Below are 25,774 nucleotides of genomic sequence, written 5' to 3' on the forward strand. Positions count from 1 at the left end.
TTACTTGAGGGAGAAATAATGGATAAGAAAACAAAAATTGATTCTCGGGGCAAACGCGTCGGTATGTTTGTCTTGAAAACAATTATTTATTTTGGAATCCTGATGGCCCTTATTTATTTGTATGAATATAGTGGACTTACTTCAGTTCATTACATTTACAACGAATTTTAAGGTAGGTGCTGTCACATGATTCAAGATGTTATTAAGAGAATAGACGAGATAGCTGAACAAGAACCAGATCGTGTTGTTTACGACTATCTTGGTAAAACCAATACATATGGCGAACTTAAGCAGCGTTCTAATGCGTGGGCACACAAGATTGCTGCTATGGATATTCCGGATCATGCCCCAATCATGATCTGGGGCGGTCAAACTTTTGAAGTGATCGCTAGTTTCCTTGGCTGTGTTAAGTCAGGTCACGCATATATTCCAATTGCTAGCTACTCAAACGCTGAACGTTTGACTATGATCCAAGACGTTTCAAAATCACCAATGGTTTTGGAAATTGATCCATTACCAGATGTTGATTTATCTGACGTTCAAGTACTTAAGGCTAGTGAAGTTGAAGACGGTGACTTTACTGTTAATGAAGATGACTTTGTCGAAGGTGACGATAATTACTACATTATCTTTACCTCTGGTACAACTGGTAAGCCTAAGGGTGTACAAATTAGTCATGACAATTTGCTTAGTTTCGTAAACTGGGAATTATCAGACTTTAATTTGCCAGAAAATCCAAGTTTCTTGGCACAAGCACCATATTCTTTCGACTTATCAGTTATGAGTCTTTACCCAGCACTTGTTTCTGCTGGTAAGTTAGTGGTACTTCCACATGATGTTACCCAAAACTTTGGCCAATTGTTCCAAACTTTGCCAAAGATGCAATTTAACGTATGGGTATCTACACCATCATTTGCACAAATGTGCTTCTTGGATAAGACCTTTGATAGTGAACATCACCCAGATTTGACTCACTTCTTATTCTGTGGGGAAGAATTGCCACATAGTGAAGCAGACATGCTTAAGAAGAAATTCCCTGCTAGTCATATTTTCAATACTTATGGTCCAACTGAAACTACAGTTGCCGTTACTCAAGTTGAAATTACTGATGAAGTACTTGAAAAGTATGATCGTTTGCCAATTGGTAAAGTAAAAGAAGATACTGAAATTACAATTGATACTTCAAAGGGTGATAAGCCTGGCGAAGGTGAAATCATTATTAGCGGTCCAAGCGTTTCAAAGGGCTACATGAATAACCCAGAAAAAACAGAAGCTGCTTTCTTCCATGAAGATGGTAAAAAGTATGCTAGCTACCGCAGTGGGGATGCCGGATTCTTTAACGGCGATATGCTCTTTTATCGTGGTAGAATTGACTTCCAAATCAAGTTCAATGGTTACAGAATCGAACTTGAAGAAATCAACTTCTACTTAACTAAGAACAAATACGTTCGTTATGGCGTTGCGGTTCCTAAATATAGTAAAGATCACACTGTTAAGCAGATCGTTGCAGAAATCGAATTGAAGCAAGGCGTAGCGCATCAACATTCAGAAGCTGCCTTAACTAAGGAGATTCGTGAAGATTTGGCTAAGAATGTTATGCCTTACATGATTCCACAACGTTTTGTTTACCAAGATAAATTGCCAATTTCACAAAACGGCAAGGTAGACATCAAGGCGGTTATTAAGGAGGTTAATAAGTAGTGAATTTCAATTTCATTAACTTACAACCTTACTCAAATCCGCAATATTTCGTTTACTTGATGATTGCATTAATTCCAATCATTTTGGGATTATACTTCGGTCATCGTTTCAAGACATATGAAGCAATTTTCTCAATTGTTTTCTTATTCTTGATTTTTGATGGTAGTCACTGGCAGCAAGGGGTTAACTTATTAATCTGGCTGGTTTATGAGTTTATCTTGACCTTTGCATATCAGTATTATCGTCATCACGGTAAAAATAAGACTTGGGTATTTAGCTTAGCAGTAATTTTGGCAATTATTCCATTAGCTGCAGTTAAGTATTTGACAGCTTTCCCTGATAATTCCATTGGCTTTGTAATTGGGTTCTTAGGTATTTCATATGTAACCTTTAAGAATGTCCAAGTTATCATGGAAATGCGTGATGGTGCGATTAAGAAGGTAGATCCTGTAACTTATGCAAGATTCTTGCTCTTCTTCCCAACCATTTCATCAGGTCCTATTGATCGTTACCGTAGATTTAAGAAGGATTATGAAAAGGTTCCTACAAGGGATGCATATATTACTGACTTACAATATGCAGTAAGATATTTATTCCAAGGCTTTTTATACAAATTTGTTATTGGTTGGTTCTTTGGAACTTACTGGTTGCCAAAGATCACTGCCGCTGCATTAGCAGTTGGTAATGCAAATGGTGGTTTGAAGCTTTCATGGTGGGTACTTGCTTACATGTATTGTTACAGCATGTACTTGTTCTTTGACTTTGCAGGTTATTCACTATTTGCCGTATCAATTTCATACTTCATGGGCATTCATACCCCAATGAACTTCAATAAGCCATTTATTTCTAAGAACATTAAAGATTTCTGGAACCGTTGGCATATGACTTTGTCATTCTGGTTCCGTGACTACATCTACATGCGATTCACTTTCCTTGCAATAAAGAAAAAATTGTTTAAGAATCGAAATAGATTGTCACAAGTTTCTTATTTCTTGCTCTTCTTAATCATGGGCTTTTGGCACGGACTTACTTGGTACTACATTGTTTACGGTATTTTCCATGCCGCAGCAATCTGTATCAACGATGCTTGGCTCAGATTTAAGATAAAGCATAAGAAACAAATTCCACATAATAAGTTTACTGAATGGTTCGCCATTTTCCTGACTTTCAACGTAGTTTGCTTCAGTTTCTTGATTTTCTCAGGATTTCTTAGTCAACTATGGTTTGGTTGGAAATAAGCTTATATAATATGGAATGATATTAATTAAGTATTTGTGTTGAATAGAGGTATTAATTATGGACACTAAACAAGGCGTATTAGATATTTTAAACGATTTAACTGGTGAAGATTTATCAGATCAAATGGATGAAAACATCTTTGACAATGGTTTGATGGACTCAATGGCAAGTGTACAAATGCTTTTGAGCTTACAAGAAAAATTTGATATTGATGTTCCTGTTTCAGAATTCAACCGTGCTGAATGGGATACTCCAAATAAGATTGTTGCAAAGGTGGAAAGCTTAGAAAATGAGTAATAAACGCCGGCTGTGGCAAATTTTTGGCCCAGTTATTTGCGCTTTTATCCTTTTATTAGTTGTATTCCTTATTCCCTGGGAAAGAACTTTTTCTAAGCAAACAATCTATGAAGCCGCTGTTTCACAAAATACTACTGTCTTTAAAGGCAGTACAATGAAGCAAGAAGCTTTTAATGACGGTTATGTGCCTTTCTATGGTTCAAGTGAATTGTCAAGATTTGACCCATTGCACCCTAGTGTAATTACGGAAAAGTATCATAGAAATTACCGTCCGTTCTTGCTTGGTGGTCCAGGTAGTCAATCTTTGGCTCAATTTTTGGGGATGCAAGGCACAGCTAAGCAACTTAAGAATAAAAAGGCTGTTGTGATTATTTCACCACAATGGTTTACCAAAAAGGGTCAAGATCCTAATGCCTTTGCTTTGTATTATTCACCACTTCAAGCATGCAATTTCTTGTTAAGTGCTAAGAATAATAAGACTGACCGTTACGCTGCTAAGCGTTTGCTTGAAATGCCAGACGTTAAGGGCGAAATCAAGAATAGTCTTCAACAAATTGCGGAAGGCAAGAAACTAACTACTTTCCAAAAGTTTTACTTAAATAATCGTCGCAGAATGTTGAGTAATGAAGATAACTTCTTCAGTGCATTCCAATTGCGCGATCGTGTAAATAAGATTCAAAAGAAAGCAAAAGTTTTACCAAGTGCATATTCTGTTAAGGCTTTGAATAAGGTTGCTGCAGAACAAGCTGCAATGCATACTAATTCAAATAACTTAGGAATTGACAATACTTTCTATAGAACTCGTTTGCCTAAGAAGGTATTGAAGCGTTTGAAAGGTAGTCAACGTCATTTCGACTATGTCCATTCAGTTGAATATGGTGACTTCCAATTGATGCTTGAACAATTTGCTAAGCAACACACTAATGTATTATTCATTATTCCTCCAATTAACGGAAAATGGATGAAGTACACTGGTTTATCAGAAAAAATGTACCAGGAATCTGTTGCTAAAATTGAACACCAACTGGTTAACCAAGGCTTTGAAAATGTAGTTGATCTTTCAAAACGTGGCAATGAAAAGTACTTCATGGAAGATACTATTCACTTAGGTTGGAAAGGATGGGTTGCAGTTGATCAAGCTGTTAAGCCATTCATGGAATTACCAAATAGACGCTACAACTACTACATGTCTAACTACTACTACTCCAAGAAGTGGCAGAATAAAGACGATGTTAAGAGCGTTGATTTGACTAATAAGAACAGTTTAAAAGCAAAGTAGTGCGCCAGGCTATTGATCGTTTAGGCATTAAAGGCTCTGTCTTGGTAACAAGCAACAGAAAACCTTTACTTGAGTACGCTACAAATAATAGTACTGACACTAGTTATTTGATTAATTCAGTGCAAAAATCAATGACTGCTGCGATGGTTATGCGTGAGGTGCAAAAGGGAAAGCTGAAACTAGATGATCCGCTTTCCAAGTTTTACCCTAACGTAGATGGTGCAGATAATGTCAAGATTAGCAACTTGTTAACCATGACTTCTGGATTAGATCTAGAAACCGATCAGCAATTGGGGACACCGAAATTTATTTCTGATGAAGCTAATATTGCTCACGATGCAAAATACACCGTGTTTGACGGAAGAAAGTTAGGTAAGTGGCATTATACTGCGGTGAACTATATTTACCTCTGCGGTATCTTGTCTAAGCTAGAACATAAGTCTTATGAAGAGCTATTCCGTGAGACTTACATCAAGCCGCTTAAGTTAAAGCAAACCGAATTTTTATGGTCAAGCATGGCTAAGCTGAAATCTGCTGGCTGGGTTCCAGGTTACGAAAGAAGTTCTGGTCAATTCATGAGAGTTGATCATGATCAGGCTGTGAAGGATGCACATAATGAATTAGGTGCAGGTTCTATTGTGATGTCTAATGCTGATTTAGCAAAAACGATTGAGTATATCCTACATGGTAAATTACTGACTAAAGAAAGCAGAAAAGTGCTCTTCAAGGGTAAGGCACCGTCATATTACAACGGCGGCTTTTACAACTTGAAGAAGTACAAGGCAGCGAATGGTGCTGGCGAAGGTTATTACACCTTTTTGCGTACTACCAAAGGTGCTAAGGATATGATTATTATTCAGGATAATCACACTACTCATGGTGAATTTGGTAAGATTAAAAAGAAAGTAAACCGCATTATGTCGATAATGCTGCACTTTAATTAAAGAGAAAAGACGAGGCGTTGAGCCTCGTCTTTTTGTATGTAAACAGGTTGATATATTAAAGTGTGCAAAAGAGTATCTTGCTTTATAATTTAATTGTAGTCAATATGTTCAAAAAGGATGGATGGGTAACAACTTCTAATCCTCCACCAATAATAATATTTAAAATAAATTTTTTAAATGTCATTTTCATAATAGGAGTTTCCTTTCATAGATGGTTTATCAAAGTTATAATTTTGGCAGTAAATTTAAAGAACTGAGAAGAAGTAAGGGAATAAGTATAGAAAAAGTTGCCAAGGATATTACTTCAAAATCCCATTTAAGCAATTGGAAAAATGGAAAAGCAACATTAGATATAATTGTCTTCGTAAAATTGTTGAGCAGAATTAATATACAGCCTGCTGAATTTTTTAAGATTATGAGGTTTATGAATTACACGCATATACTGATGACATTGTTGAAATGTATGCTAATTTAGGAGCACTTGCATTTTTAATAGCCGCTTGCTACATGACTTACTGCTGGGATCATAGACTAAATCCAAATTTAAAATTTAAGACTAGCTCAAATTGGTCATATTTAGTTTTAACAGTTTTAATAATTTTCGTGATTTGGGATATTTTATGGAATATTTGTTCAGGGGCAATGTCAAGATTTATTAGCCAAGCATTCCTGCAATCATCGTTTTGTGTTGCTTGGAAACCGTTCTTTGATGCTATTTCTACAGGAGTTTCAGAAGAAACTTTCAGATATTTGTCTATCGTTACACTGTTAGAATGTCTTAAGGAAACTAAACATCAAGTAACATTTGTAGTTATTATCAGCGCAATGATTTTTGGAGCCTTTCATTTGCTTAATGTGATGGATGAACCATTTATTGCTGCTATTTCCCAGGTAATTATGGCTTTTGTAAGAGGTCTTGTTTGGGCAATTATTTATCTTTATACAGGAAAACTCTGGGCTATGATGATAATTCATGGTATGTATGATTACTTCATGTTTTTACAACCAATAGGTATTTCGACGAGCAATAGCATTTTTATAATTTATTGTGTGATAGAAGTCATCATTCCAATTTTGTTAACTATTTGGATGTTAACCGGTAAGCGTTATAAAGTTTTACAAGCAAATGCTAGAAGAATAATGCTTAGACAGAATTTTAGTTTTTAGAAAGTGCCAATATTATGATTGATTGGGTAATGATTGGTTTTTATACCGTTATGTTGTTACTAGGTGTTTGGCAATTATATCGCGTGTATGGCTTCTATAAATGGGATAAAAAAGCAAAGATATTACCGACAGCACCTGCTGTAATCTTTTATGGGGGATATTTTGGCGTGGTTTTGATATTGACATCAATAACTTTTATGACGGGAATTACTAATATTAAATTTGGTCACACTTTTTATGTAATTGTAGGAATATTATTAATGCTCGCAGCTTTGGCAATTTTTAGACGTGGTAGAAAAATGTCAAAGAAATTGAAAAAAGATGACAGTAATCTTGAAGTGGTTCAAACTTACTTAATCGCTTTTGTGTTACTGTTTACAGGATTTCTGAACTTTTTTAAGTGAAAGTGTGGAGAAAATGGTAATTATCATTATTTCTCTAGTTTTAATTCTTTTAGGAATTTTGCAGCTTTACTTGACGTACCGATATTCACAAAATATTAAAAAATTGAAGATTCGTCCGACTACAGCTCCGTTTGCAATTTGGAGTGGCGTTGTTTTTGGTATTTTCTTTATTGTTTCCCCAATTTTAGTAATGATTGGAAATGTAAAAGCTATAAGTAATGCAGGGCATGTAATGTCGATTATTGGTGGTATTTTGTTCTGGATTGCTGCTATTTTTGCTCTTGTTAGAGCTAACAAAATGAGAAAACAACTAAAGACACAAAATAAGCCATTAATTAGTTCATGGTAAGTAATTGCGACTTATGCAATTGTGATTGCTGCTGCAATTATGGGGTTATGTGCAATATTGTGATCTAATTTTTAGGGGATAGATAGCAAATAGATTTTAGAAATTGCGAATATTATGGCAACTTTAGTTACATATGGTGTATTTGTTTTCATTGTAATAATGGGTATTGTTCAAATTCAGGTAAGTAATTCCGTCATGAAGCAAGCTGCTGGTAATAAAGGATATAATGCTGCCAACGTTGGATGCAATAGTAGAAGAATCGGATTATCATAGGCGTCGATCTGATTATCTTATGGTCTGCTAGCAATGCAAATAACGGTGCTATCTATAAGTGGACTGCAATTGTTGCAGGAATTTTTGTAGCAATTATTGGAATTTATAACGCTTGGCAAGTTCACAAAGTTATTAATGCTGAGCATCCCCTCAAAGAAGGCAAAAACGCGGGTCATCTTGCAATAGCAGTGTTACAAATTATCTTTGGCATTATTGCAATTATTTGTGGATTGTAATTATCAAAATAACAATCTGTATCAATCCGTGTCATTTTGCTTGTTTTTTATATTTTTGAATGCTAGAATTTTCATGTACCGCCACTAGGAGTAGTCATTTTCTCCGGTAGCGAAAATGTTATCTTCTATATGTGGTCAGAGATGGCGGTCAACACTGTGTGAGCCTAGTTCCGTGTTGGTGGAATTAGGCTTTTTTGATGCCGTTTTTCATTGACTATAATCTACGTTTAGGCGACACTAATTATGTAACTGACATAGAAAGAGTGGGAAAATGGCTGTTACAAGAAAAGGATTGAAAGACAATGCCAAGCAAGCCTTACGTGGAAATTGGGGCTGGGCAGTAATCGTCTTTTTAATTAATGCAATCATCGTTGGTGTTTTCACGGGTTGTGGACATAGATTCGATGAGATTTATATGAACTATGATGGAAATAGTTTTTTGATGCAATGGCTTAGTCCATTAGGATCTCTTCTAGGTTGGATTGGCGATTTCTTTGCTTTAAGTTTAGCAATTTCATTTTTGAAATTAAGAGATAATCAAAAAGAAGAAAAGACATATATGGCTGCATTTTCCGTATTTACGGAAAATCGTTTTGTTCCAGAATGTCTTAACTTTATATTAACGAGTATTTTTACATTTTTATGGACTATTCTTTTAATTATCCCAGGTATTATAAAATCTTATTCATATTCAATGACAGCATACATTGTTAAGGATATGGTAGCCAGCGGTAAGCAAGTTGGCGTAACCGATGGTATTAACGCCAGCAAGGAGCTCATGAAGGGTCACAAGATGGATTTGTTTATCTTTGACTTAAGTTTCATTGGATGGTTCTTGCTTGGCGGTTTAACCGCAGGGATAGGCCTATTATGGATTGTTCCATATTACCAAACTGCTAAAGCAAACTTTTACCGTCACATTGCAGGCGATAAGTTCTTAAAGTAAAAAGAGCAAAATAAAATGCATCAGGTAAGTTTTTACCTGGTGCATTTTTTGATAACTAATTATTTTTAGTAGACATTAGCAGCCTTGATGTACTTGTTTTTACCAATCTTGTAGTACTTTTTACCGTTGATGGTCTTCTTCTTACCATGACCAGTAACAGAATGGTTCTTCTTTAAAGATGGTTCTTCTTTAAAGCCTTGTGCTTCAATACACGAGCCTTACCAGTGTTCTTCCTAGGAGCTTGAGAAACTGCACTACCTGATGATGAAAGTGGTAAAACGTTAATATTACCGTCTACGTTAAGACCACGCCAGTTATCAGTAAATTGCCAAATTGAAACGCCTTTCATTGATGGGAAGTAATTGAAGTTTGGATTATCAATACGACCTGAGATTGCGTATGAAGCAACCCATAAACTGTTAGGGAATTCATTAACTACTTTGTTAGTGTTAATGTTGTTTTTCAATACAGATGAACTAGCGTAAAGAAGTGGCTTGTAACCAGCAGCTTTAACTTTCTTCATGAAAGCAATAATTGCATTAGCAGTTGGGTTCTTACCCATGTTGATATTGTTGCCGTCACCTGATTCGTAGTCACAAGCAAGGTATGAGCCTGGGTTAAGGCCTACAGCCTTAGCTGATGAAATAGCGTAGTTTGCTTCACGCTTAGCAACTGAAGTGCTTGCACTGAAAGTAGCGAAGTGGTAGCCCATTGGTATCATGTTTTGACTGCGTGCACTAGCAATTTGACCACTAGCCTTAGGGTTTCTGTAGCTGGTACCTTCACTAACTTTAACTACAGCAAACTTGGCACCAGATCTAGCATGAGCAGACAAATCAGCACTTTGGTAACTAGCAACGTCAATACCAAGTGAACGTGCAGCAACTGAAGTAGTTGAAGCTTGAACAGTTTGTGGAGCTTGAGCTTTTACTGCAGCGATACCTGTAGTTAAAAAAATAGCAACGCATGCTAATTTAGTAATAAATTTCTTCTTAAATAACAACGTAAATCCCCCATGAATTTTTTATTAATAGAATTATAAATAATCAGTAACTTTCATATAGAAACATTTCAATCATAATGATTATTCCGAAGCGGGTCAAGCTTCCTAACGATAAATTAAACTATAGGTAATAATATGGTAACTAATGTAACCAATCTGTATTATTTGTCGACTAAATTTCTCTAAAAAGGAGCCCCTTTATTCCCAAAAATAAAAAAATCCACGTATAATTAATGAGGCACAATGAGATAACGTAGATTTGAGGTTTTACTGTTGAACAAAAAGATCCTATCGGGTTCGTTCTGGCTATCATTTGGTAGTATCGTATCGAGAATTCTAGGAGTAGTATATTTAATTCCTTGGTTGATTATGCTGGGGAGCTATCACAACCAATTGAATGCACAAGCTCTGTTTAATTCTTCGTATACACCATACGCATTATTTTTATCTGTTGGAACCGCAGGGCTTCCTTCAGTTATTGCCCGGGAAGTATCACAATTAAATTCACAAAATAGATATAAAGACAGTTTGTATATTACTAAGCTGGGTCTCATTATCATGTTGGTAATGGGGCTAGCTTGTGGAATTTTGCTATATGCAACTGCACCAATTATTGCCAAAAACAGTCCAGTAGATTCTGTAGCTAGTGCTACAATTTCAATTCGGGTTTTGGTACCGGCTGTAATTATTTTGCCATCAATGAGTATGGTAAGAGGATGGTTCCAGGGAAATAACGATATGAAGCCATATGGTATTTCCCAATTATGGGAACAATTTGCGCGAATTCTCTTTATTTTGCTGGCAACTTTCTTAGTGATTGAAGTTTTTCATCACAATTACGTAATTGCAGTTTATTTTAGTGTATTCGGTGCCTGTGTTGGCGCTATTGCCAGCCATTTATACCTCTTTGCGTATTTACGCAAGCAGTGGGGACATTATAAGCAGCTCCTTGAAAGCAGCGAGGAGCGAGCTTTAAACAACGTAACGCGAAGCTTACTTAATTTATGGTATGCTTCCATACCTTTTGTTTTATTGGGTTCCTTTATTACAGTTACTCAATTAGTGGATCAATTGTTGTTCAAGCAGGTCTTGATAAACTTTAATCACCTCACTAGCAGCTACGTTAGTTACATTTATACGATTTTTTCAGCCAATCCAAGCAAGATTACTACAGTGATTATTTCTTTGGCTACCGCTGTATCTGAAACGAGCTTGCCATTATTGGCCGGTCTTAAGTTTAAAAATAAAAATCGACAAGAAAGCATTAAAAAGTTGTTGCTAGAAAACTATCGCTTGCTCTTATTTGTATTGTTACCGGTAGTAGCCTCAGGTGTATTTGCGGCATCACCAATTTATACGGTGTTGTTTTCTCATGATAGTCTTGGCGCATATTATTTGGTTGAAAATATTGTTCAAAGTTTGTTAGCCGGACTAGTAATGAATTCTTTAACTTTGCTCTTAGCTTTGAATATGAATAAACTAGCCGTGATTTACATGGTTTGGGGGATTGTGTTTAAAGTGATCTTGCAGGTTCCGATGACCATGTTTATGAATGCGGACGGTGCAATTTTATCTACGGATATCTCATTTTTAATCGTTATTTGGCTTAGTTACCATAAGCTTAACAAGACCTATAGCATTCGCCTAACTAGTTTATTGCCAATTGTTGTTACTAACGAAATTTATGTAGTCATTTTATTTATTTATCAATTGTTGATAGGAAATCACTTTGATCATTTAGGTCGAGTAGGCAGTTTAATTTACTTAGCAATTTTTGGTTTAGTCTTTTTAGGATTATACATATTAATTGCCAACTTAATGGGAATTTCCCAGGATATTTTTGGCAAAAAAATCGGTTATCGATATTATCGTTATAAGCATTATGAATAGAAAAAGCAGCAGGACAACCTGCTGCTTTTTTAGTAGTTTTAATAGTTGCGATTGATGTCGCCCATGCTGGAGCGCATTGCTTCATCAACATATCTTGACGTTTCTACATCCGTTTCTTTTAATGCGTCTTGAACGTCTTTGTAACTCATTTGATTAACGAGATAGAATCTCAATGCTTTATTGACTAATTCGTTAAAATCAGTGTCATTAATTTCATTATATTTATCGATTAATTTAGCAATATCGCTATTTAATTCAAAGTGTTTTCTTGGCATATTTGTTCCCACCCTTTTCTATAAAGGCATTATAGCATAAGGCCTGCTAAACAATTGATGACAAAGCATCTAGCATATTGATCTTTTTGGTTTTGTGGTGAACCACAATTGCTAAAGCTGCGGTAATGATTGCTGGAATTAATGCGGAAAAGACAAAATTAAGTGGATACATATTTGGATCAAACATTGCGGCATCAGGTGGCAAGCTGGTGATGATGAAGTGGTGCAGCCACCAACCAAAACCGAAGCCTACGATGATTCCTAGTGCGGAAAGAATAATAGTTTCTCGGTAGATATACATGGTAGCTTCGTTATCATAAAAGCATAGCACCTTGATAGCAGAAAGTTCCCGGATTCTTTTGGCAACGTTGATGTCAGTCAAATTGTAGATAACGACAACAGCGAGCATCCCTGAAATCAAAATCAAGATGAAGATAACCTCATTCAAACTGCCGGTGTAGCTACCCAAAATTTTTCTGTTAGAAGAATTAGAAACCACAGTTTCGATTGCGGCCGTTTTGACTAATTTTTGACTGATCCGGTTAACTTCTTGCGGCTGATGGTTTCGCATAGTGATGAGATATGCATTAGCCGTATATTTTTGCCCGGTAGCTCGGGTGTACTCTGTTTGATTCATGAAGATGTAATGGCCTAAATACATCTCACAGATGCCCTTAACTTTAAAGTGATAAGTTTTTCCGGCACTATTTTTTAGAGAAATAGTTGAACCCTTTTTGACATTTAATAAAGTAGCCAATTTTTCAGAAATAATTACACCATCGTTAGGCAAGGCAAGTTTCTTTTTGCTTTGTCTTTCTCTCAAGTTAATTGATTTCCTAAAATTGGTGGCTGATTTTGGTGCAATCATCATGATATTTTCGGTTGAGCCACTTTGATTAAGGTGCTTGGTTAATTGTTGATATTGCACGGGATTTGTTTGCGTAATATCTTTTTCTTTAAAAATCTTATCTAATTCATTCTGTTCTTTCTTAGTAACGTGTTTACTCTTTAAAGCGATGACATCATTTTTTTGGACAGCAGAATATTGAATATTTCCAATGCCTTGTAAAGAATCTCGAATCCCAAAGCCCATGACCAATAATCCAGTACAGCCCGCTACCCAAAAAATAGTCATTAACATTCTGCTCTTATAACGGAAGATGTTTCGTGCAGTAACTTTGGCAGAAAAACTCATATGCTTCCATAGCCAAGAAATATGTTCTAGCAAAATGCGAGAACCATTCTTCGGTGGCTTTGGCAAAAGCAATGCGGCGGGCTTTTCTCTTAGCGTTTGATAAAGCGTGAGCATGGAAATAGCAGTAGTGGCAAGTAGTGCGATGATCAATGAAATGAGTAGTGGTCCCCAAGCAAAGTTTAACTGGTAATCACTACCTAAGGTGGAACTTGCTAGGTATGCTTTGATAATCAGATTAGGCAAGAAAGTATACCCTAAGCTGACACCTAAAATTGTAGCAGATGTACTGTAAAGCAAGAATTTTATGGCGATACTGCCATTGCCATATCCCAGAGCCTTAAAAGTACCGATATTGGTGCGTTCTTCTTCCACAAAACGCCTCATGGTAGTTAGGCTGACTAATGCGGCAACTGCAAATAAGAAAACAGGGAAGACGTTGGCTAAAACCTCAACTCGCTCGGAATCAGCTCGGTAAGATGAATATCCTTGGCTTTCTTCTCGACTGCTAATAGTGTAGCTAGGATAATCAATTTTAATTTTATTTTTAGGTACCTCAATTTGACCGGGTGTAATAGGGATGCCTCTTTTGATATTGCTGTTTATATAATTGAACGTATTTATCATATTTGTCTTGTCTATTCTTATTTAATGCCTTTTGGGGTTTGTTTTGATCATGGTATACGCGATTGCGATAAGTGACGCTAAATGGGCTCAAATTAGCAGTGTTTTTAAAAGTTACACGTGAAACTTGATAAACAGGTGAGGCGAACGCATTGTGCGTTGTAACGGCAAATCCACTTAGTCGACCGTTGCCGATATTAGTTTGACCAAATTGCGTTTTATCTAAAAATTCACTGGATTTAACAAAGCCAACAATTTTATATGTTTTATTCTTTAGAATTCCTGGCTTAGTAAAACTAATCTTTTCACCGATGTGATACTTCTTTTTAAGCAAGTATGAAAGAGTGATTTCTTTATTATTTTCTGGGAAATGCCCCTTAATTAGTTCATAGCTTGAAAGAGTATTTGATTGAGAGAATACCCGTAAAACATCTTGGTTAGATTTAACCTTTGCATCTTGCAAATAACCAAAGGTAGCCTGCTTAACTGCGGGCGAATTTTTAATAGTTGCTCGGTCGGTTGAATTGATCCCATAGTTAGAAGTAACGGTCACATTAGCTAAGTTGTGTTTAGCAAAAAAGTCAGCACCTGTTGCACGCATGTCGGGACCGGCCATCTTTAGTCCTACAAAGGCAAAGGTACCTAAACCTATTAGCAAAATAATTGCAATATAACGACCAAGCGAGTGCGTTATAACTTGAAAAGCATCCTTCCATAAAATCGATTTACGCATCGTTAATACCTACCATTCAATGCTACTGATATCGGCAGGATGATCATTAGTCTCAATCTTCTGAATACCGCCATCATGAATACGAATCACCTTATCCGCAATTGGGGCAATAGCAGTGTTATGAGTAACGATCAGTACAGTAGAGCCATTTTTTCGGCTCATGTCTTGCAGAATCTTTAAAATCCGTTTACCAGTTTTGTAATCCAGTGCTCCGGTCGGTTCATCACACAATAATAATTCTGGCTTTTTAGCGATAGCACGTGCGATCGCTACACGTTGCTGTTCACCACCAGATAATTGAGCAGGAAAGTTTTGCTCGCGATCAGTTAAATCGACTTCTCTTAATGCTTCATCTGGATTCATAGCATCCGGAACGATTTGCGCTGCCAATTCTACATTCTCTTTTGCGGTTAGGTTAGGAATTAAATTATAGAATTGAAAGACAAAACCTACATTATTTCTGCGGTAAGTTGTTAATTGTTTGGCATTATAAGATCCAATATTTTTACCTGCTACAATCACGTCACCGCTTGTATTAGGTTCCATCCCGCCTAAAATGTTCAGCAACGTTGACTTGCCAGCTCCTGAAGAGCCCAAAATGACTACTAATTCTCCCTTATCAATAGAAAAAGTAATATCTTTGTTGGTATAAATAGTTGTATACCCAGATTGATAAATTTTAGTATTATTTTTCAATTCTATATAAGCTATAATTATCAACTTCCTAGCATAATTGTATAATGGGATTAATATAAGTTCATTCAATCATATTTATTGAAGATAGGTAAAGGGAAAAGCTATGGGAGAGAGAATAACCAGTCTTATTCTTATAATAAGAAGACTGCCGATATTTAGAATTTTTCAGCGAACTTTGGGAATGCTGATGCCAATTGCAATTATCGGTTCATATTTTAAGTTGATACGTGATGCTGTTTTTTCACCAGACAGTTTTATTTATAATATCTTGAATTTTGATGAAACTATGCCTGACAAGATATGGTATGCTGGTTCATTTATTTGTAACGGCTTTGTACGGGTAACTTTTGGATTATTTGGCCTTTATGCGGCATATTTTGCCGCTCGATATACAGCGCGTTTATACCATAAAGATTCTACTTTAGCTGGTATGACTGCAGTTATGGTAATTATGTTTTGCGCATATGCAAATAATGTAGGCAATAAGCTTGGTAATAAATCAATGTTTTCATCAAGCGTATTGCAAATCAACGCTTTGTTACTAGCTTTATTAATTGGATATGCTGTAGGTGAAATTTTCCACTGGCTAGGTAAAAATCGCCAGCCAGTAGAATTTGAGCATGTTCACCGTGTTAGAGCTCGTGCCTGGAATGCGCTATTGCCAGCGTCTGTTTCTATTATCGCAGGGATGATTTTAGGAATTATTATTTATGAATTGCAAATCAAAATATTAAGTTCAAGTACCTTTAAGGAACTAGTTATCCAAATTCAAAGTTCAAATAATTTATTGGAAATTATTCCGTTAGCATTTGTCGTTATGCTGTTAAGCTGGATTGGTATTGGTTATCCGCTGACTTCATTATCTACAGCCACAGCACTTACAAGTGGTGTTGCTACCGATAACCTCAGTTATGCATTAAAGCATGGTGGTTCATGGAATGTTTCATATAAATTTTTGGGTAGTTCACTCGTTTACCCTTATGGCGCAATGGGTGGTGCTAGCGTAGTTTTAGCATTAATAGTAATTATTTTATTGTCGCATCAAAATAAAGAGACAGAAAATATTGCAAAAGCCAATTTATTGCCAGTTGCGTTTAATTCAACGTGGGGCTTTATGATAGGGATGCCCATCATTTTAAACCCAGTACTCTTTTTACCTATAGTATTGATCCCCGTAATCAATATTATTATTGCCTCAATAGCAATTTTTCTTCATATTATTACCCCATGTGTTTATCCAGTATTAAAAGGGACGCCTGGAATTCTTATTTCATTTTTCGGTTCTAACGGAAACTGGAGTAATTTAGTCTTTTCTATGTGTTTATTCATTTTAGATATTTTGATGTTAATACCAATTTCATTATTAGGACAAAGGATAGAAAGGAAACTTAAAGCTTATGAATATGAAAAAGGCCAAGAATCTGCTTAAAAATCCCAATTTAAAATGGATTGCCCTAGTTTTATTAATAGTCATGGTTTTCGCTATTCCTGGTTATAAGTGGATGAAAAAGGATAACCAAGCTCGAGCACAAAGAATGAAATCCGCTTTGTCTCCAGTAATCATGGTGCCCGGTTCTAGTGCAACTACTGAACGCTTTAATCAATTGGTTAAATTATTGAATCAAAATACTCCGACCAAACACAGTGTATTAAAAATCAATGTTTCAACTGATGGCAATTTATCTTATTCCGGTTCGATTAACAAGAATGATAATGAGCCTTTTATTATTATTGGTTTTAAAAACAATAAAGATGGCTATAGCAATATCAAAAAACAAGCTGGTTGGTTGAATGAAGCTTTTGCAGCAATTTCACAAGACTATAAATTTAATAATTTTAAGGCTTTCGGACATTCAAATGGAGGTCTGATTTGGACATATTGGCTAGAACATTATTATTCAGACTATTCAGATGAAATCACTATGAAACGCTTGATGACCGTGGGTACTCCGTATAATTTTAGTGAAAAAAATATCAACCATAAAACACAAATGTTGGAAGATTTTATTAAGTGCAAAAATAGACTCCCTAAGAGCTTAGTGGTGTATACTGTATCTGGAGGCAAAAATTATGAATCAGATGGGATTGTACCAGAAGCTAGTGCTGCGGCAGGAAAATATATTTTTCAAAATCAAGTAAAGAGTTACACTGCGATGACAATCACTGGCGATAAGGCTGATCACTCTGACTTGCCTCAAAATCAGCAAGTAGTCCAGGTTATTCAACAATATTTATTAGAACCAATTAAGAATAATCAAGAGATAACGCGCCAAGGAAAAAAGCAAGATAATGATAAAAATGGACAAAATAATCAGAATTAATATTCATCCTGTGGATAACTCATTCACCTTGTAGTCCTTCAAGCGCATATTTTCATCCTTCTTAATAAAATTTTTAGATATTGTGAAGCAATATAAACGCTTATATATCAACGATGTTGGTACTTTTTATAGATTAACATCACAATTTAAAAGAAAAATGTGGAAAACTTTTAAAGTTATGCTTGCAATCTGTGGATAACCGGCTATACTGATAAGTGTAATTAATTAGCACTCGAAGGCTTTGAGTGCTAATGATCAAGTTTATGATGGAGGTATTTGCAGATATGGCATACTTTGACAATGATTTTGACACCTTATTTAACGAATTGAACAGCTCATTCTTTAATGATGACTTCGGTAGAAGAAGCGGCAATGGTAATTCCGGCTCAATTCCTATTAATTACTCAAGCAATATGAGTTCAGCTCCTCAAACCATCCAACAAAATCCACAACAACCAAATGAAAAGCCAATTGGTGTGGATTTAGTTGAAGAAGCAAAGAAGAATAACTTCGACCCAGTTATTGGTCGTGATGAACAAATTGATAACGTTATTGAAATTTTATCAAGACGTAAGAAGAACAATCCTGTATTAATCGGACCTGCTGGTGTTGGTAAGACTGCTATTGTAGAAGGTTTGGCTGAAAGAATTGCTTCAGGCAATGTACCAGCTAAGATGGCTAACATGCACATTATTTCAGTAAACATCAATGACATGGTTGCTGGTTCAAGTCTTCGTGGTAGCTTCGAAGAAAGATTAAAGAAGGTTATCGACAAGGCTAAGAGCGATCCTAACATAGTTTTATTCATCGATGAATTGCACAACATTGTTGGTGCTGGTTCAACTGACTCAGAAAACAACAACGGTGACGCTGCTAACATCTTGAAGCCAGCTCTTGCTAACGGTGACTTGAAGTTAATCGGTGCTACTACTACAAGTGAATTCCAAAGAATTGAAAAGGATCCAGCTTTATCACGTAGATTCCAAGCTGTACAAGTTCCTGAACCAACTACAGATGTAGCTATCAAGATTTTGAAAGGCTTAAAGAAGAAGTATGAAGATTACCACCACGTAAAATACAGTGACGATAGTCTTAAGTTAGCTGTTGAATTATCAGAAAGATACATTCAAGGTCGTTACTTACCAGATAAGGCCATTGACTTAATGGACGAAGCTGGTGCTAAGAAGGCACTTTTGGTACAACCAACTGATGAAAAGAATTTGAAGAACCAAATCAGTGCTCTTGAAGCTAAGAAGTCAGAAGCTGTTAAGGCTGAAGATTACGACAAGGCTAGCGAAATTAAGACTAAGATTGCTGAACTTGAAAAGCAATTGAAGAACGTAGATACCAAGAATACTCCAGAAGTAACTGAAAAAGACATCTACGCAATTATTGAACAAAAGACTAAGATTCCTATGAGCGAACTTCACGCAGATGAAGCTCAAAAGAACTTAGACTTGGCTAAGAAGTTAAAGAAGAACGTTATTGACCAAGACAGAGCTATTGACATAATTACTGACGCTATTGCTCGTAAGCAAATCTTCAAAGACAGCGATCGTCCTACTGGTTCATTCTTACTTACTGGTCCTACTGGTGTTGGTAAGACTGAACTTGCTAAGCAATTAGCTATCCAATTATTTGGTAACAAAGATCACTTAATCCGTTTGGACATGAGTGAATACCAAGACGAAATGGCTGTTAACAAGTTGATCGGTTCTGCACCAGGCTATGTAGGCTATGGTGAAGGTGGTCAATTAACTGAAAAAGTTCGTCACCAACCATACTCATTGATTTTGTTTGACGAAATTGAAAAGGCTAACCCACAAGTCTTCAACGCACTTCTTCAAATTATGGATGACGGTCGTTTGACTGACGCTCAAGGTAGAACTGTTTCATTCAAGGACACTATCTTGATTATGACTTCAAACGCAGGCTTCTCAGACAAGTTGCTTGAAGATGGCAAGGTTGATCAAGACAAGTTAATCTCAGCTCTTGAAAACTACTTCAGACCTGAATTCTTGAACCGTTTGGACGCAATCGTACCATTCAACTCACTTACTGAACAAGACATGGGCAAGATCATCAACATTTACTTGAAGAAGATGTCCCACGTACTTGCTAAGAAGGGCGTAACTGTAGAAGTTTCTGATGAAGCTAAGAACTTCTTAGCTGAAAAAGGCTACGACAAGAAGTTTGGTGCTCGTCCACTTAGAAGAGTTGTTGAACAAAACCTTGAAACTCCAGCTGCTAAGTTAATCTTAAGAGAACCTGACACTAAGAAGATTGAATTCACTGCTGATGACAAGCACTTGTACTTGAACGGCAAAGCAATCTTTGACATTTCTCCAAAGGTAGAAGAAAAGGTCAAGGAAGACGAAGCTAAGGCTGAAGACAAAAAAGAAGACTAAGTTTACTTCGTTAAATTAAAAGGATATTCCTTCGGGAATATCCTTTTTTGTGCATGATGTATAATATAGAAAGTTTGAAAAACATAATAATGAATGAGGTTTATTAATGACAGATAAAACAAATAAAAAAGAGAATAACGAATCATGGGGGAAATTCTTCCGTGATATTGTAATTATTTGGGCAGTCTTAATGGGGATCTTTTTCTTACTCTTTCACTTCGTATTGAGTAATGATACAGTTTCAGGTCCATCGATGCAGCCTACTTTTCAAAATGGGGATCGTTTAATCTCCATTCGTCATGCACAAATTAAGCGTGGTGAAGTAGTCATTGTGAAGGCACCAGATGAACCAAGCGCTTTGTATATCAAGCGTGTTATTGGCTTGCCTGGTGAAAAGATTGTCAGCAAAGATAACCAGATCTATATTAATGGCAAAAAGATTGCTCAACCTTGGCTAACTAAGGGTAAGGATATGATTGACAACGGTACTGATACATTTTACTCAGCTACGCAGAACTTTACTATGAAGTCTCTGGCTAGATCACGTCAATATCAACAATTCTATACTAAATCACAATTAAAATATATTAATAAAACGAATCGAATCCCTAAAGGAACATACTTTGTAATGGGTGACCACCGCAGCGTGTCAAAGGACAGTCGTTACATTGGTACGATTAAACGCAAAAATATTGTGGGTGTAGTGAAATTAAGATACTGGCCATTAAATCAAATTAAAGTTTATTAACTAAAAGGATATTTCCGAGGAAATATCCTTTTTTGTTTAGTTCATATCTTTTGTATAATTGAAATAATATAATTCGAGTAAAGGGATAAAAATATGAGTAGAAAAACATTCAATTTAATTATTAAAATCGTCTTAACGCTTTTAGCACTAGCTTCGGGAATTCTCGCGTTTGCTTTGCAAATGCCAGGTCGTTCTTTAGTATTGGCTTCGATTTACGGAATTTTATATTTCATTGCGGCTATCAGTTTTTGGTTTGAAGATAAAAAATCATGGATTCAAATTGTGATGATTGCCTCTTTGGTGATTACACTGTTATTAACTATTGCTCAATCTATTGCAGGAATACCATTGGGAGTCTTTCAAGGCAGTGACATTCTCTTTTCATGGATGATGGTTTTATTTGTATCACCCGGCGTGTTAGGACTGATTTACTTTAACTTGAATACGTACCATGACAACTGGGATTTGTTAAATGTTTTCATGAAAATCATTCTTAGCTTTGAAGTTGGAATTGTGGCTTTTATGCTTATCTTCATGCTGGAAGTCTCTGGTGGGATGATTTGGTCATTGCCGCGGTGGGGCCAATATCTTTTTGTTTATGGCATCATGCTGCTAGCTATTTTGGATATTATCTACGCTATTATTAACTGGTTAAACTTTTACCACGGTAAAATTGCTTGGATTACCACAGCATTATTTGTAATTGAAGTAGTTGCATGCTTGCCTTTCTTTGGTATGCCAACAGTACCTGTAATAGTTTTCGTGATTATTATGTTAGCGATTGTAATCTTTACTGCATATCTTAATAATCGCATTAAAGCTAAAAATAATTGCACAAAAAGTAAGAAGGTTTTATAATTAAAAACAAAGATAATTTTAATGGAGCGTCTGTTTCATTGCAGAAATAGACGCTCTATTTCTTTATTCATAAGGAAGGGAGGGATAACTGTGAATGAAAAACAGAAATTAAAGCGGGGATTGAAAAGTCGTAACGTAACAATGATTGCAATAGGTGGTGCAATCGGTACAGGTCTTTTCTTGGGTTCCGGTTCAGCCATTCGTAGCGCCGGCCCTTCAATTATTTTGTCCTATTTAATTGTAGGTATTATTACGTTTTTTATGATGAGAGCTTTGGGAGAACTAATTTTAGCTGATCCTGAGAGTCATTCATTTTTAGAATCGATTAAAAAATATTTAGGTAAACGTGCTGAATTTATAGCCGGTTGGATTTATTGGGCTTGTTGGCTTAGTTTGGCCATGGCAGATTTAACCGCTACAGGGATTTATTTACGTTATTGGTTCCCATGGCTGCCACAATGGGTCGGTCCATTGGTAATCGTGGTCTTATTGATGCTAATTAATATGGTAAATGTAGGGTTATTTGGAGAACTTGAAAGCTGGTTCTCTATGATTAAAGTTATTGCTATTATCGCTTTAATTATTACTGGGGCAATCATGATATTGCTTCAGACGCATGTTAAAGGCAGTATAGTATCATTGACTAACCTAGTTAGTCATGGTGGCTTTTTTCCAACTGGACCGTGGGGTTTCTTGCTTTCATTTCAAATGGTAGTTTTTGCCTTTGTTGGGGTAGAAATTGTTGGTCAAACTGCGAGTGAAACAGCTAATCCACAAGAAGATATTCCTAAAGCAATTAACACTTTGCCAGTAAGAATAGGTCTTTTCTACGTGGGATCAACGATAGCGATTATGTCGGTTTATCCATGGAATGAAATTACTACTACGTCTAGTCCATTTGTTCAGGTCTTTACTGGAATTGGTGTAACTGCCGCAGCTGGTGTACTTAACTTTGTAGTTTTAACGGCTGCAATGTCTGCAACCAATAGTGCAATCTTCTCAACGAGTCGTTCAATGTATTCATTAGCTCGCAATGGTCATGCACCAGAGAAATTGGGTAAGCTTACTAAAAAAGCTATTCCAATGAATGCTTTGACTACATCATCAATTATTTTGTTTGTTGTGGTAATCTTGAATTATGTGATGCCAGCGAAGATTTTTGATGTAGTTTCTACAGTTTCAACTATCTGTTTTGTAATTGTCTGGATCATGATTATGTTTGCGCACATTGTTTATCGGAAAAAGAATAAGAACAACCTCGGTAAATTTAGAATGCCTGGCTATCCTTTAACCAGTTGGTTAACAATTGTATTTTATTTTGCTGTCTTAATTTTGTTGTTCTTTATTCCAAGTACGCAATTAGCTTTAATCATTTCAATTTTGTTTGTAGTGGTTTTAGCAATTAGTTATAATTTTGTGCCAAAAATGAGAAAAATAATTAATATTTCCTAGGTAATATTTGCAGATGCTAAAAAGGGGAGTTGAATATGGCAAAAAAAGCACCTGAATTAAAACGGTCGATGACGGCCGGTCAAATGGAAATGATTTCGCTTGGGGGAGCGATTGGAGTTGGACTCTTTATGGGTTCTGCTTCAACAATTAAATGGACAGGGCCCTCAGTTTTATTAGCCTATATGTTTGTGGGGCTGATTTTATATATCATAATGCGAGCATTAGGCGAAATGCTTTACGTGGACCCAGGAACCGGTTCATTCGCGGATTATGCTGCAGAACATGTTCATCCAATTGCGGGATATTTGGCTGAATGGGCCAATGTCTTTCAATATGTGGTTGTAGGTATTTCAGAAGTAGTTGCCACTACTGAATACTTGCGTTTCTGGTGGAGAGGAACCTCTGACTGGATTGCTGGGTTGGTTATCATTGCCTTTTTGTTACTAGCTAATCTAGCTAGTGCTAAGGCATATGCCACCCTAGAATTTTGGTTTGCAATGATCAAGGTAGTAACCATTATTTTGATGATCATTTTAGGTTTCATGGTCATCTTATTCGGCTTTGGCAATGGCGGTCATCCGGTAGGATTTTCTAACTTATGGAGTCACGGTGGCTTCTTTACTGGCGGGATAAAAGGATTCCTGTTCTCGATGGCCATCATCGTTGGCTCTTATCAAGGGATCGAATTGATTGGTATTTCAGCTGGTGAGGTGGCTAATCCTCAAGAAGCAATTGTTAAGAGCGTTAAGTCAGTTTTATGGCGAATCTTAATCTTCTACGTTGGTGCGATCTTCGTAATTGTTACGATTTATCCATGGGATGAATTAGGCAATATTGGTTCCCCATTTGTAACAACTTTTGCTAAAGTGGGGATTACTGCTACAGCTTCAGTCATTAACTTTGTAGTTTTAACAGCTGCTTTATCTGGGGCCAACTCAGGTATTTATTCTTCAAGTAGAATGCTATATAAGATGGCACATGAAGACTATGCACCTAAGACATTTGGTTATGTCTCAAAGCGTATTGTTCCTAGTCATGCTATTATTGGTATTACTTCAGGGATTTTCATAGGCTTTATGATGAATGTATTGTTGCAATTCTTTAGTAAGTCATTAGAAAATGTCTTCGTAGTTGTATATAGTTCATCCGTTTTACCAGGAATGGTAGCGTGGTTTGTAATTTTGCTGGCAGAATTGCGTTTTAGACGTAAAAACAAGGAGCTCATGAAGAAGCATCCCTTTAAGCTGCCACTTTATCCATATTCGAATTACTTTGCCTTATTCATGCTAGTATTAATCGTTATTTTCATGTTTATTAATCCTGAAACTCGTATTTCAGTAGTGGTTGGTGCGGTAGTATTAATCGTGGCGGTATTGGCATACGTGATAAAGTATGGTAAGAAAAAATAGAATTTAAGCATTGAAGCACATTGTTTCACTGCTTTTTTTATATTTTAAGATACATAGAGATACACAATATCCAAGCAATTTTGTGGCTAATTATCGCAGACGATTGCTCGATGATTAGATCATTAAATCAACAAATTATGGTGAAGTCGCATTTACTTTGCTTTATTTTAAAGAATATGTTTTACAACAATATTGCTTTGAACAGGGATTAGAATAAAAAATTGAAAAATAATAAAATTCACTACTTGTATATGTAGTGGATTTTTATATAATATTACATACTAAAAGTAAGTGAGTAGGAGCGCAGATGACAAAACCAATTATTGGTATTTCAGGTTCGGTAATTATTGATGATGGTGGGATTTTTCCCGGTTATCACCGCAGTTATGTAAATGAGGATTACGTAGATTCTGTAGTTCAAAACGAAGGATCCAGAAAAGAATTTGCCACGTGCGATTCCACTCGCAATCTTGATTATTGTGGTAGTTTATATCGGCGTTGTGGCAGTTGCGATGGTGATGAATCCTAAGGCCTTGATGACTACTAAGCAGGTAGTAGCGGTAGCTGCAATCTTTAATAATGAGATTTTGCGGGATGTCATCTTGGTTGGTGCAGTTGTCTCAATGTTTGGGATTAACGTTGCATCTAGTTTTAATGCGCCACGTATTTTGGAAGCCATGGCTCGTAAAGGTCAAATGTCTAAGTCGTTGACTAAGAGAACTAAGAATAACTTTCCAATTAGAACGTTCTTTATTTCAGTTGCTTTAGCCGTTTTAATTCCGATGACGTTTGAATATAACATGGTCAACTTAATCACATTGAGTGCGATGGTTAGATTCTTAGGCTTTATCGTTGTGCCAATTGCCGTTATTCAGTTCTATCGCGGCAAGGCTAAGGAAGATGTTCTTAATGCTGATAAGAATGTTTTGACTGATGTTGTGGTACCGATTTTGTCAATTGTGATTGTGGTCTTCTTATTGATTGAATATAACTGGAAGGCACAATTTGGTGTTGCTAATGGCGCTGGTCAAATCGTTGGTGTTAACTGGTATGCTATTGCGATGATGGTCTTTGGCTTTGTATTGTTGCCACTCATTATGGCTTGGATTTCTAAAAGAGAACGGAAATAGAATGATTAAGTAAGAATATCTTACATTTTTGATATGATGATATGAACCAAAAATTGAGGATATATTGTTTTTATTAACATATTTCGATATTCTATCGGAGTATGTTTTTTTAGTACTGTTTTATGATTATGGTAGTGAATACGTTCTTTAATTGTTTGATCTAATTCATTCATAGTCTTAAATGTATTTTCAAAAATATC

The 25,774-nt window shown here is 36.1% G+C and carries 25 protein-coding genes and 3 pseudogenes; 22 read left to right on the forward strand and 6 right to left on the reverse strand.

Annotated elements, in window-relative coordinates:
• The first annotated feature begins 18 nt into the window (after positions 1–18).
• The 12 genes from HMPREF0518_RS00590 (at position 19) to HMPREF0518_RS00640 (ending at position 8,835) form a co-directional block, all read left to right on the forward strand.
• On the forward strand, positions 19–171 hold the full coding sequence (locus tag HMPREF0518_RS00590; protein ID WP_020828920.1) for a teichoic acid D-Ala incorporation-associated protein DltX: 153 nt from the start codon (positions 19–21) through the stop codon (positions 169–171).
• 15 nt (positions 172–186) lie between these two features.
• Positions 187–1,701: a D-alanine--poly(phosphoribitol) ligase subunit DltA gene (gene dltA, locus HMPREF0518_RS00595; protein ID WP_003625015.1), complete on the forward strand. Its 1,515-nt coding sequence runs from the start codon at positions 187–189 to the stop codon at positions 1,699–1,701.
• On the forward strand, positions 1,701–2,939 hold the full coding sequence (dltB, locus tag HMPREF0518_RS00600) for a D-alanyl-lipoteichoic acid biosynthesis protein DltB (protein ID WP_020828921.1): 1,239 nt from the start codon (positions 1,701–1,703) through the stop codon (positions 2,937–2,939). The genes dltA and dltB overlap by 1 nt, the downstream gene beginning before the upstream one ends.
• A 58-nt stretch (positions 2,940–2,997) precedes the next feature.
• The gene (dltC, locus tag HMPREF0518_RS00605) at positions 2,998–3,237 is read left to right on the forward strand and encodes a D-alanine--poly(phosphoribitol) ligase subunit DltC (protein ID WP_003625019.1); all 240 of its coding nucleotides are present in this window, start codon (positions 2,998–3,000) and stop codon (positions 3,235–3,237) included.
• The gene (gene dltD, locus HMPREF0518_RS00610; protein WP_003625021.1) at positions 3,230–4,516 is read left to right on the forward strand and encodes a D-alanyl-lipoteichoic acid biosynthesis protein DltD; all 1,287 of its coding nucleotides are present in this window, start codon (positions 3,230–3,232) and stop codon (positions 4,514–4,516) included. The genes dltC and dltD overlap by 8 nt, the downstream gene beginning before the upstream one ends.
• The gene (locus HMPREF0518_RS00615) at positions 4,516–5,460 is read left to right on the forward strand and encodes a serine hydrolase domain-containing protein (protein WP_003625023.1); all 945 of its coding nucleotides are present in this window, start codon (positions 4,516–4,518) and stop codon (positions 5,458–5,460) included. The genes dltD and HMPREF0518_RS00615 overlap by 1 nt, the downstream gene beginning before the upstream one ends.
• A 211-nt stretch (positions 5,461–5,671) precedes the next feature.
• The gene (locus tag HMPREF0518_RS00620; RefSeq protein WP_003625025.1) at positions 5,672–5,935 is read left to right on the forward strand and encodes a helix-turn-helix domain-containing protein; all 264 of its coding nucleotides are present in this window, start codon (positions 5,672–5,674) and stop codon (positions 5,933–5,935) included.
• Positions 5,920–6,627: a CPBP family intramembrane glutamic endopeptidase gene (locus HMPREF0518_RS00625; RefSeq protein ID WP_003625027.1), complete on the forward strand. Its 708-nt coding sequence runs from the start codon at positions 5,920–5,922 to the stop codon at positions 6,625–6,627. The genes HMPREF0518_RS00620 and HMPREF0518_RS00625 overlap by 16 nt, the downstream gene beginning before the upstream one ends.
• Positions 6,628–6,641: 14 nt before the next feature.
• Positions 6,642–7,031: a hypothetical protein gene (locus HMPREF0518_RS00630; protein WP_003625029.1), complete on the forward strand. Its 390-nt coding sequence runs from the start codon at positions 6,642–6,644 to the stop codon at positions 7,029–7,031.
• 13 nt (positions 7,032–7,044) lie between these two features.
• Positions 7,045–7,380, forward strand: a complete 336-nt coding sequence (locus tag HMPREF0518_RS00635) for a hypothetical protein (protein ID WP_020828925.1) — start codon at positions 7,045–7,047, stop codon at positions 7,378–7,380.
• A gap of 114 nt (positions 7,381–7,494) precedes the next feature.
• Positions 7,495–7,653: a hypothetical protein gene (locus HMPREF0518_RS10210; RefSeq protein WP_003625033.1), complete on the forward strand. Its 159-nt coding sequence runs from the start codon at positions 7,495–7,497 to the stop codon at positions 7,651–7,653.
• Positions 7,654–8,160: 507 nt separating this feature from the next.
• Positions 8,161–8,835: a DUF975 family protein gene (locus tag HMPREF0518_RS00640; protein ID WP_003625036.1), complete on the forward strand. Its 675-nt coding sequence runs from the start codon at positions 8,161–8,163 to the stop codon at positions 8,833–8,835.
• A gap of 65 nt (positions 8,836–8,900) precedes the next feature.
• On the opposite strand, the pseudogene HMPREF0518_RS00645 reads toward HMPREF0518_RS00640, so the two are convergent.
• Positions 8,901–9,838: pseudogene (locus HMPREF0518_RS00645) on the reverse strand (GH25 family lysozyme).
• Positions 9,839–10,111: 273 nt separating this feature from the next.
• Between HMPREF0518_RS00645 and HMPREF0518_RS00650 the strand changes: the two are divergent.
• Entirely contained in the window at positions 10,112–11,728 is a 1,617-nt protein-coding gene (locus tag HMPREF0518_RS00650; protein WP_020828927.1) for a putative polysaccharide biosynthesis protein, read from the forward strand.
• 38 nt (positions 11,729–11,766) lie between these two features.
• Here the strand turns inward: HMPREF0518_RS00650 and HMPREF0518_RS00655 are convergent, their stop codons facing one another.
• The 4 genes from HMPREF0518_RS00655 to HMPREF0518_RS00665 are packed head-to-tail and all read right to left on the reverse strand — an operon-like array spanning position 11,767 to position 15,263.
• Positions 11,767–12,003 (reverse strand): hypothetical protein, encoded by a 237-nt coding sequence (locus tag HMPREF0518_RS00655; protein ID WP_003625040.1) that lies wholly within the window; start codon positions 12,001–12,003, stop codon positions 11,767–11,769.
• Between the two features lie 46 nt (positions 12,004–12,049).
• Entirely contained in the window at positions 12,050–13,822 is a 1,773-nt protein-coding gene (locus HMPREF0518_RS00660; RefSeq protein WP_003625041.1) for an ABC transporter permease, read from the reverse strand.
• Positions 13,752–14,552, reverse strand: coding sequence for an ABC superfamily ATP binding cassette transporter, membrane protein (locus HMPREF0518_RS11150; RefSeq protein ID WP_003625042.1), 801 nt, complete (start codon positions 14,550–14,552; stop codon positions 13,752–13,754). The genes HMPREF0518_RS00660 and HMPREF0518_RS11150 overlap by 71 nt, the downstream gene beginning before the upstream one ends.
• Before the next feature lie 9 nt (positions 14,553–14,561).
• Complete coding sequence (locus tag HMPREF0518_RS00665; protein ID WP_035505240.1) at positions 14,562–15,263, reverse strand: ABC transporter ATP-binding protein; 702 nt, start codon at positions 15,261–15,263, stop codon at positions 14,562–14,564.
• 88 nt (positions 15,264–15,351) lie between these two features.
• On the opposite strand from HMPREF0518_RS00665, the gene HMPREF0518_RS00670 reads away from it, so the two are divergent.
• The 9 genes and pseudogenes from HMPREF0518_RS00670 to HMPREF0518_RS00705 form a co-directional block, all read left to right on the forward strand.
• On the forward strand, positions 15,352–16,677 hold the full coding sequence (locus HMPREF0518_RS00670; RefSeq protein ID WP_003625044.1) for a PTS transporter subunit EIIC: 1,326 nt from the start codon (positions 15,352–15,354) through the stop codon (positions 16,675–16,677).
• Positions 16,646–17,569 (forward strand): alpha/beta hydrolase, encoded by a 924-nt coding sequence (locus HMPREF0518_RS00675; RefSeq protein ID WP_003625045.1) that lies wholly within the window; start codon positions 16,646–16,648, stop codon positions 17,567–17,569. Before HMPREF0518_RS00670 ends, HMPREF0518_RS00675 begins: the two co-directional genes overlap by 32 nt.
• Before the next feature lie 284 nt (positions 17,570–17,853).
• Positions 17,854–19,977, forward strand: coding sequence for an ATP-dependent Clp protease ATP-binding subunit (locus HMPREF0518_RS00680; RefSeq protein ID WP_003630601.1), 2,124 nt, complete (start codon positions 17,854–17,856; stop codon positions 19,975–19,977).
• Positions 19,978–20,083: 106 nt separating this feature from the next.
• Positions 20,084–20,725: a signal peptidase I gene (lepB, locus tag HMPREF0518_RS00685; RefSeq protein ID WP_003625047.1), complete on the forward strand. Its 642-nt coding sequence runs from the start codon at positions 20,084–20,086 to the stop codon at positions 20,723–20,725.
• A gap of 93 nt (positions 20,726–20,818) precedes the next feature.
• Positions 20,819–21,583: a hypothetical protein gene (locus HMPREF0518_RS00690; protein WP_003625048.1), complete on the forward strand. Its 765-nt coding sequence runs from the start codon at positions 20,819–20,821 to the stop codon at positions 21,581–21,583.
• 90 nt (positions 21,584–21,673) lie between these two features.
• Entirely contained in the window at positions 21,674–23,035 is a 1,362-nt protein-coding gene (locus tag HMPREF0518_RS00695) for an amino acid permease (protein ID WP_003625050.1), read from the forward strand.
• A 35-nt stretch (positions 23,036–23,070) separates the two neighbouring features.
• Positions 23,071–24,444: an amino acid permease gene (locus HMPREF0518_RS00700; protein ID WP_003625052.1), complete on the forward strand. Its 1,374-nt coding sequence runs from the start codon at positions 23,071–23,073 to the stop codon at positions 24,442–24,444.
• A gap of 307 nt (positions 24,445–24,751) precedes the next feature.
• Positions 24,752–24,874, forward strand: a pseudogene (locus HMPREF0518_RS10510) (gamma-glutamyl-gamma-aminobutyrate hydrolase family protein); the annotation flags it as partial.
• Positions 24,870–25,574 (forward strand): annotated as a pseudogene (locus tag HMPREF0518_RS00705) (amino acid permease); the annotation flags it as partial. The pseudogenes HMPREF0518_RS10510 and HMPREF0518_RS00705, both read left to right, overlap by 5 nt.
• A gap of 20 nt (positions 25,575–25,594) precedes the next feature.
• Here the strand turns inward: HMPREF0518_RS00705 and HMPREF0518_RS00710 are convergent.
• Positions 25,595–25,774: IS3 family transposase (locus HMPREF0518_RS00710; protein WP_003625055.1), on the reverse strand; the 180-nt coding region annotated here is incomplete at its 5' end.

The organism is Lactobacillus helveticus DSM 20075 = CGMCC 1.1877 (assembly GCF_000160855.1).
Classification (GTDB): Bacteria; Bacillota; Bacilli; order Lactobacillales; family Lactobacillaceae; genus Lactobacillus; species Lactobacillus helveticus.

Excerpts from the sequence above, each read along its gene's own strand:
- HMPREF0518_RS00590 (WP_020828920.1), top strand. The coding sequence starts at position 19 with ATGGATAAGAAAACAAAAATTGATTCTCGGGGCAAACGCGTCGGTATG.
- dltA (WP_003625015.1), top strand. The coding sequence starts at position 187 with ATGATTCAAGATGTTATTAAGAGAATAGACGAGATAGCTGAACAAGAA.
- dltC (WP_003625019.1), top strand. The coding sequence starts at position 2,998 with ATGGACACTAAACAAGGCGTATTAGATATTTTAAACGATTTAACTGGT.
- dltD (WP_003625021.1), top strand. The coding sequence starts at position 3,230 with ATGAGTAATAAACGCCGGCTGTGGCAAATTTTTGGCCCAGTTATTTGC.
- HMPREF0518_RS00620 (WP_003625025.1), top strand. The coding sequence starts at position 5,672 with ATGGTTTATCAAAGTTATAATTTTGGCAGTAAATTTAAAGAACTGAGA.
- HMPREF0518_RS00625 (WP_003625027.1), top strand. The coding sequence starts at position 5,920 with ATGTATGCTAATTTAGGAGCACTTGCATTTTTAATAGCCGCTTGCTAC.
- HMPREF0518_RS00630 (WP_003625029.1), top strand. The coding sequence starts at position 6,642 with ATGATTGATTGGGTAATGATTGGTTTTTATACCGTTATGTTGTTACTA.
- HMPREF0518_RS00635 (WP_020828925.1), top strand. The coding sequence starts at position 7,045 with ATGGTAATTATCATTATTTCTCTAGTTTTAATTCTTTTAGGAATTTTG.
- HMPREF0518_RS10210 (WP_003625033.1), top strand. The coding sequence starts at position 7,495 with ATGGCAACTTTAGTTACATATGGTGTATTTGTTTTCATTGTAATAATG.
- HMPREF0518_RS00640 (WP_003625036.1), top strand. The coding sequence starts at position 8,161 with ATGGCTGTTACAAGAAAAGGATTGAAAGACAATGCCAAGCAAGCCTTA.
- HMPREF0518_RS00655 (WP_003625040.1), bottom strand. The coding sequence starts at position 12,003 with ATGCCAAGAAAACACTTTGAATTAAATAGCGATATTGCTAAATTAATC.
- HMPREF0518_RS00660 (WP_003625041.1), bottom strand. The coding sequence starts at position 13,822 with ATGATAAATACGTTCAATTATATAAACAGCAATATCAAAAGAGGCATC.
- HMPREF0518_RS11150 (WP_003625042.1), bottom strand. The coding sequence starts at position 14,552 with ATGCGTAAATCGATTTTATGGAAGGATGCTTTTCAAGTTATAACGCAC.
- HMPREF0518_RS00670 (WP_003625044.1), top strand. The coding sequence starts at position 15,352 with ATGGGAGAGAGAATAACCAGTCTTATTCTTATAATAAGAAGACTGCCG.
- HMPREF0518_RS00675 (WP_003625045.1), top strand. The coding sequence starts at position 16,646 with ATGAATATGAAAAAGGCCAAGAATCTGCTTAAAAATCCCAATTTAAAA.
- HMPREF0518_RS00680 (WP_003630601.1), top strand. The coding sequence starts at position 17,854 with ATGGCATACTTTGACAATGATTTTGACACCTTATTTAACGAATTGAAC.
- lepB (WP_003625047.1), top strand. The coding sequence starts at position 20,084 with ATGACAGATAAAACAAATAAAAAAGAGAATAACGAATCATGGGGGAAA.
- HMPREF0518_RS00690 (WP_003625048.1), top strand. The coding sequence starts at position 20,819 with ATGAGTAGAAAAACATTCAATTTAATTATTAAAATCGTCTTAACGCTT.
- HMPREF0518_RS00700 (WP_003625052.1), top strand. The coding sequence starts at position 23,071 with ATGGCAAAAAAAGCACCTGAATTAAAACGGTCGATGACGGCCGGTCAA.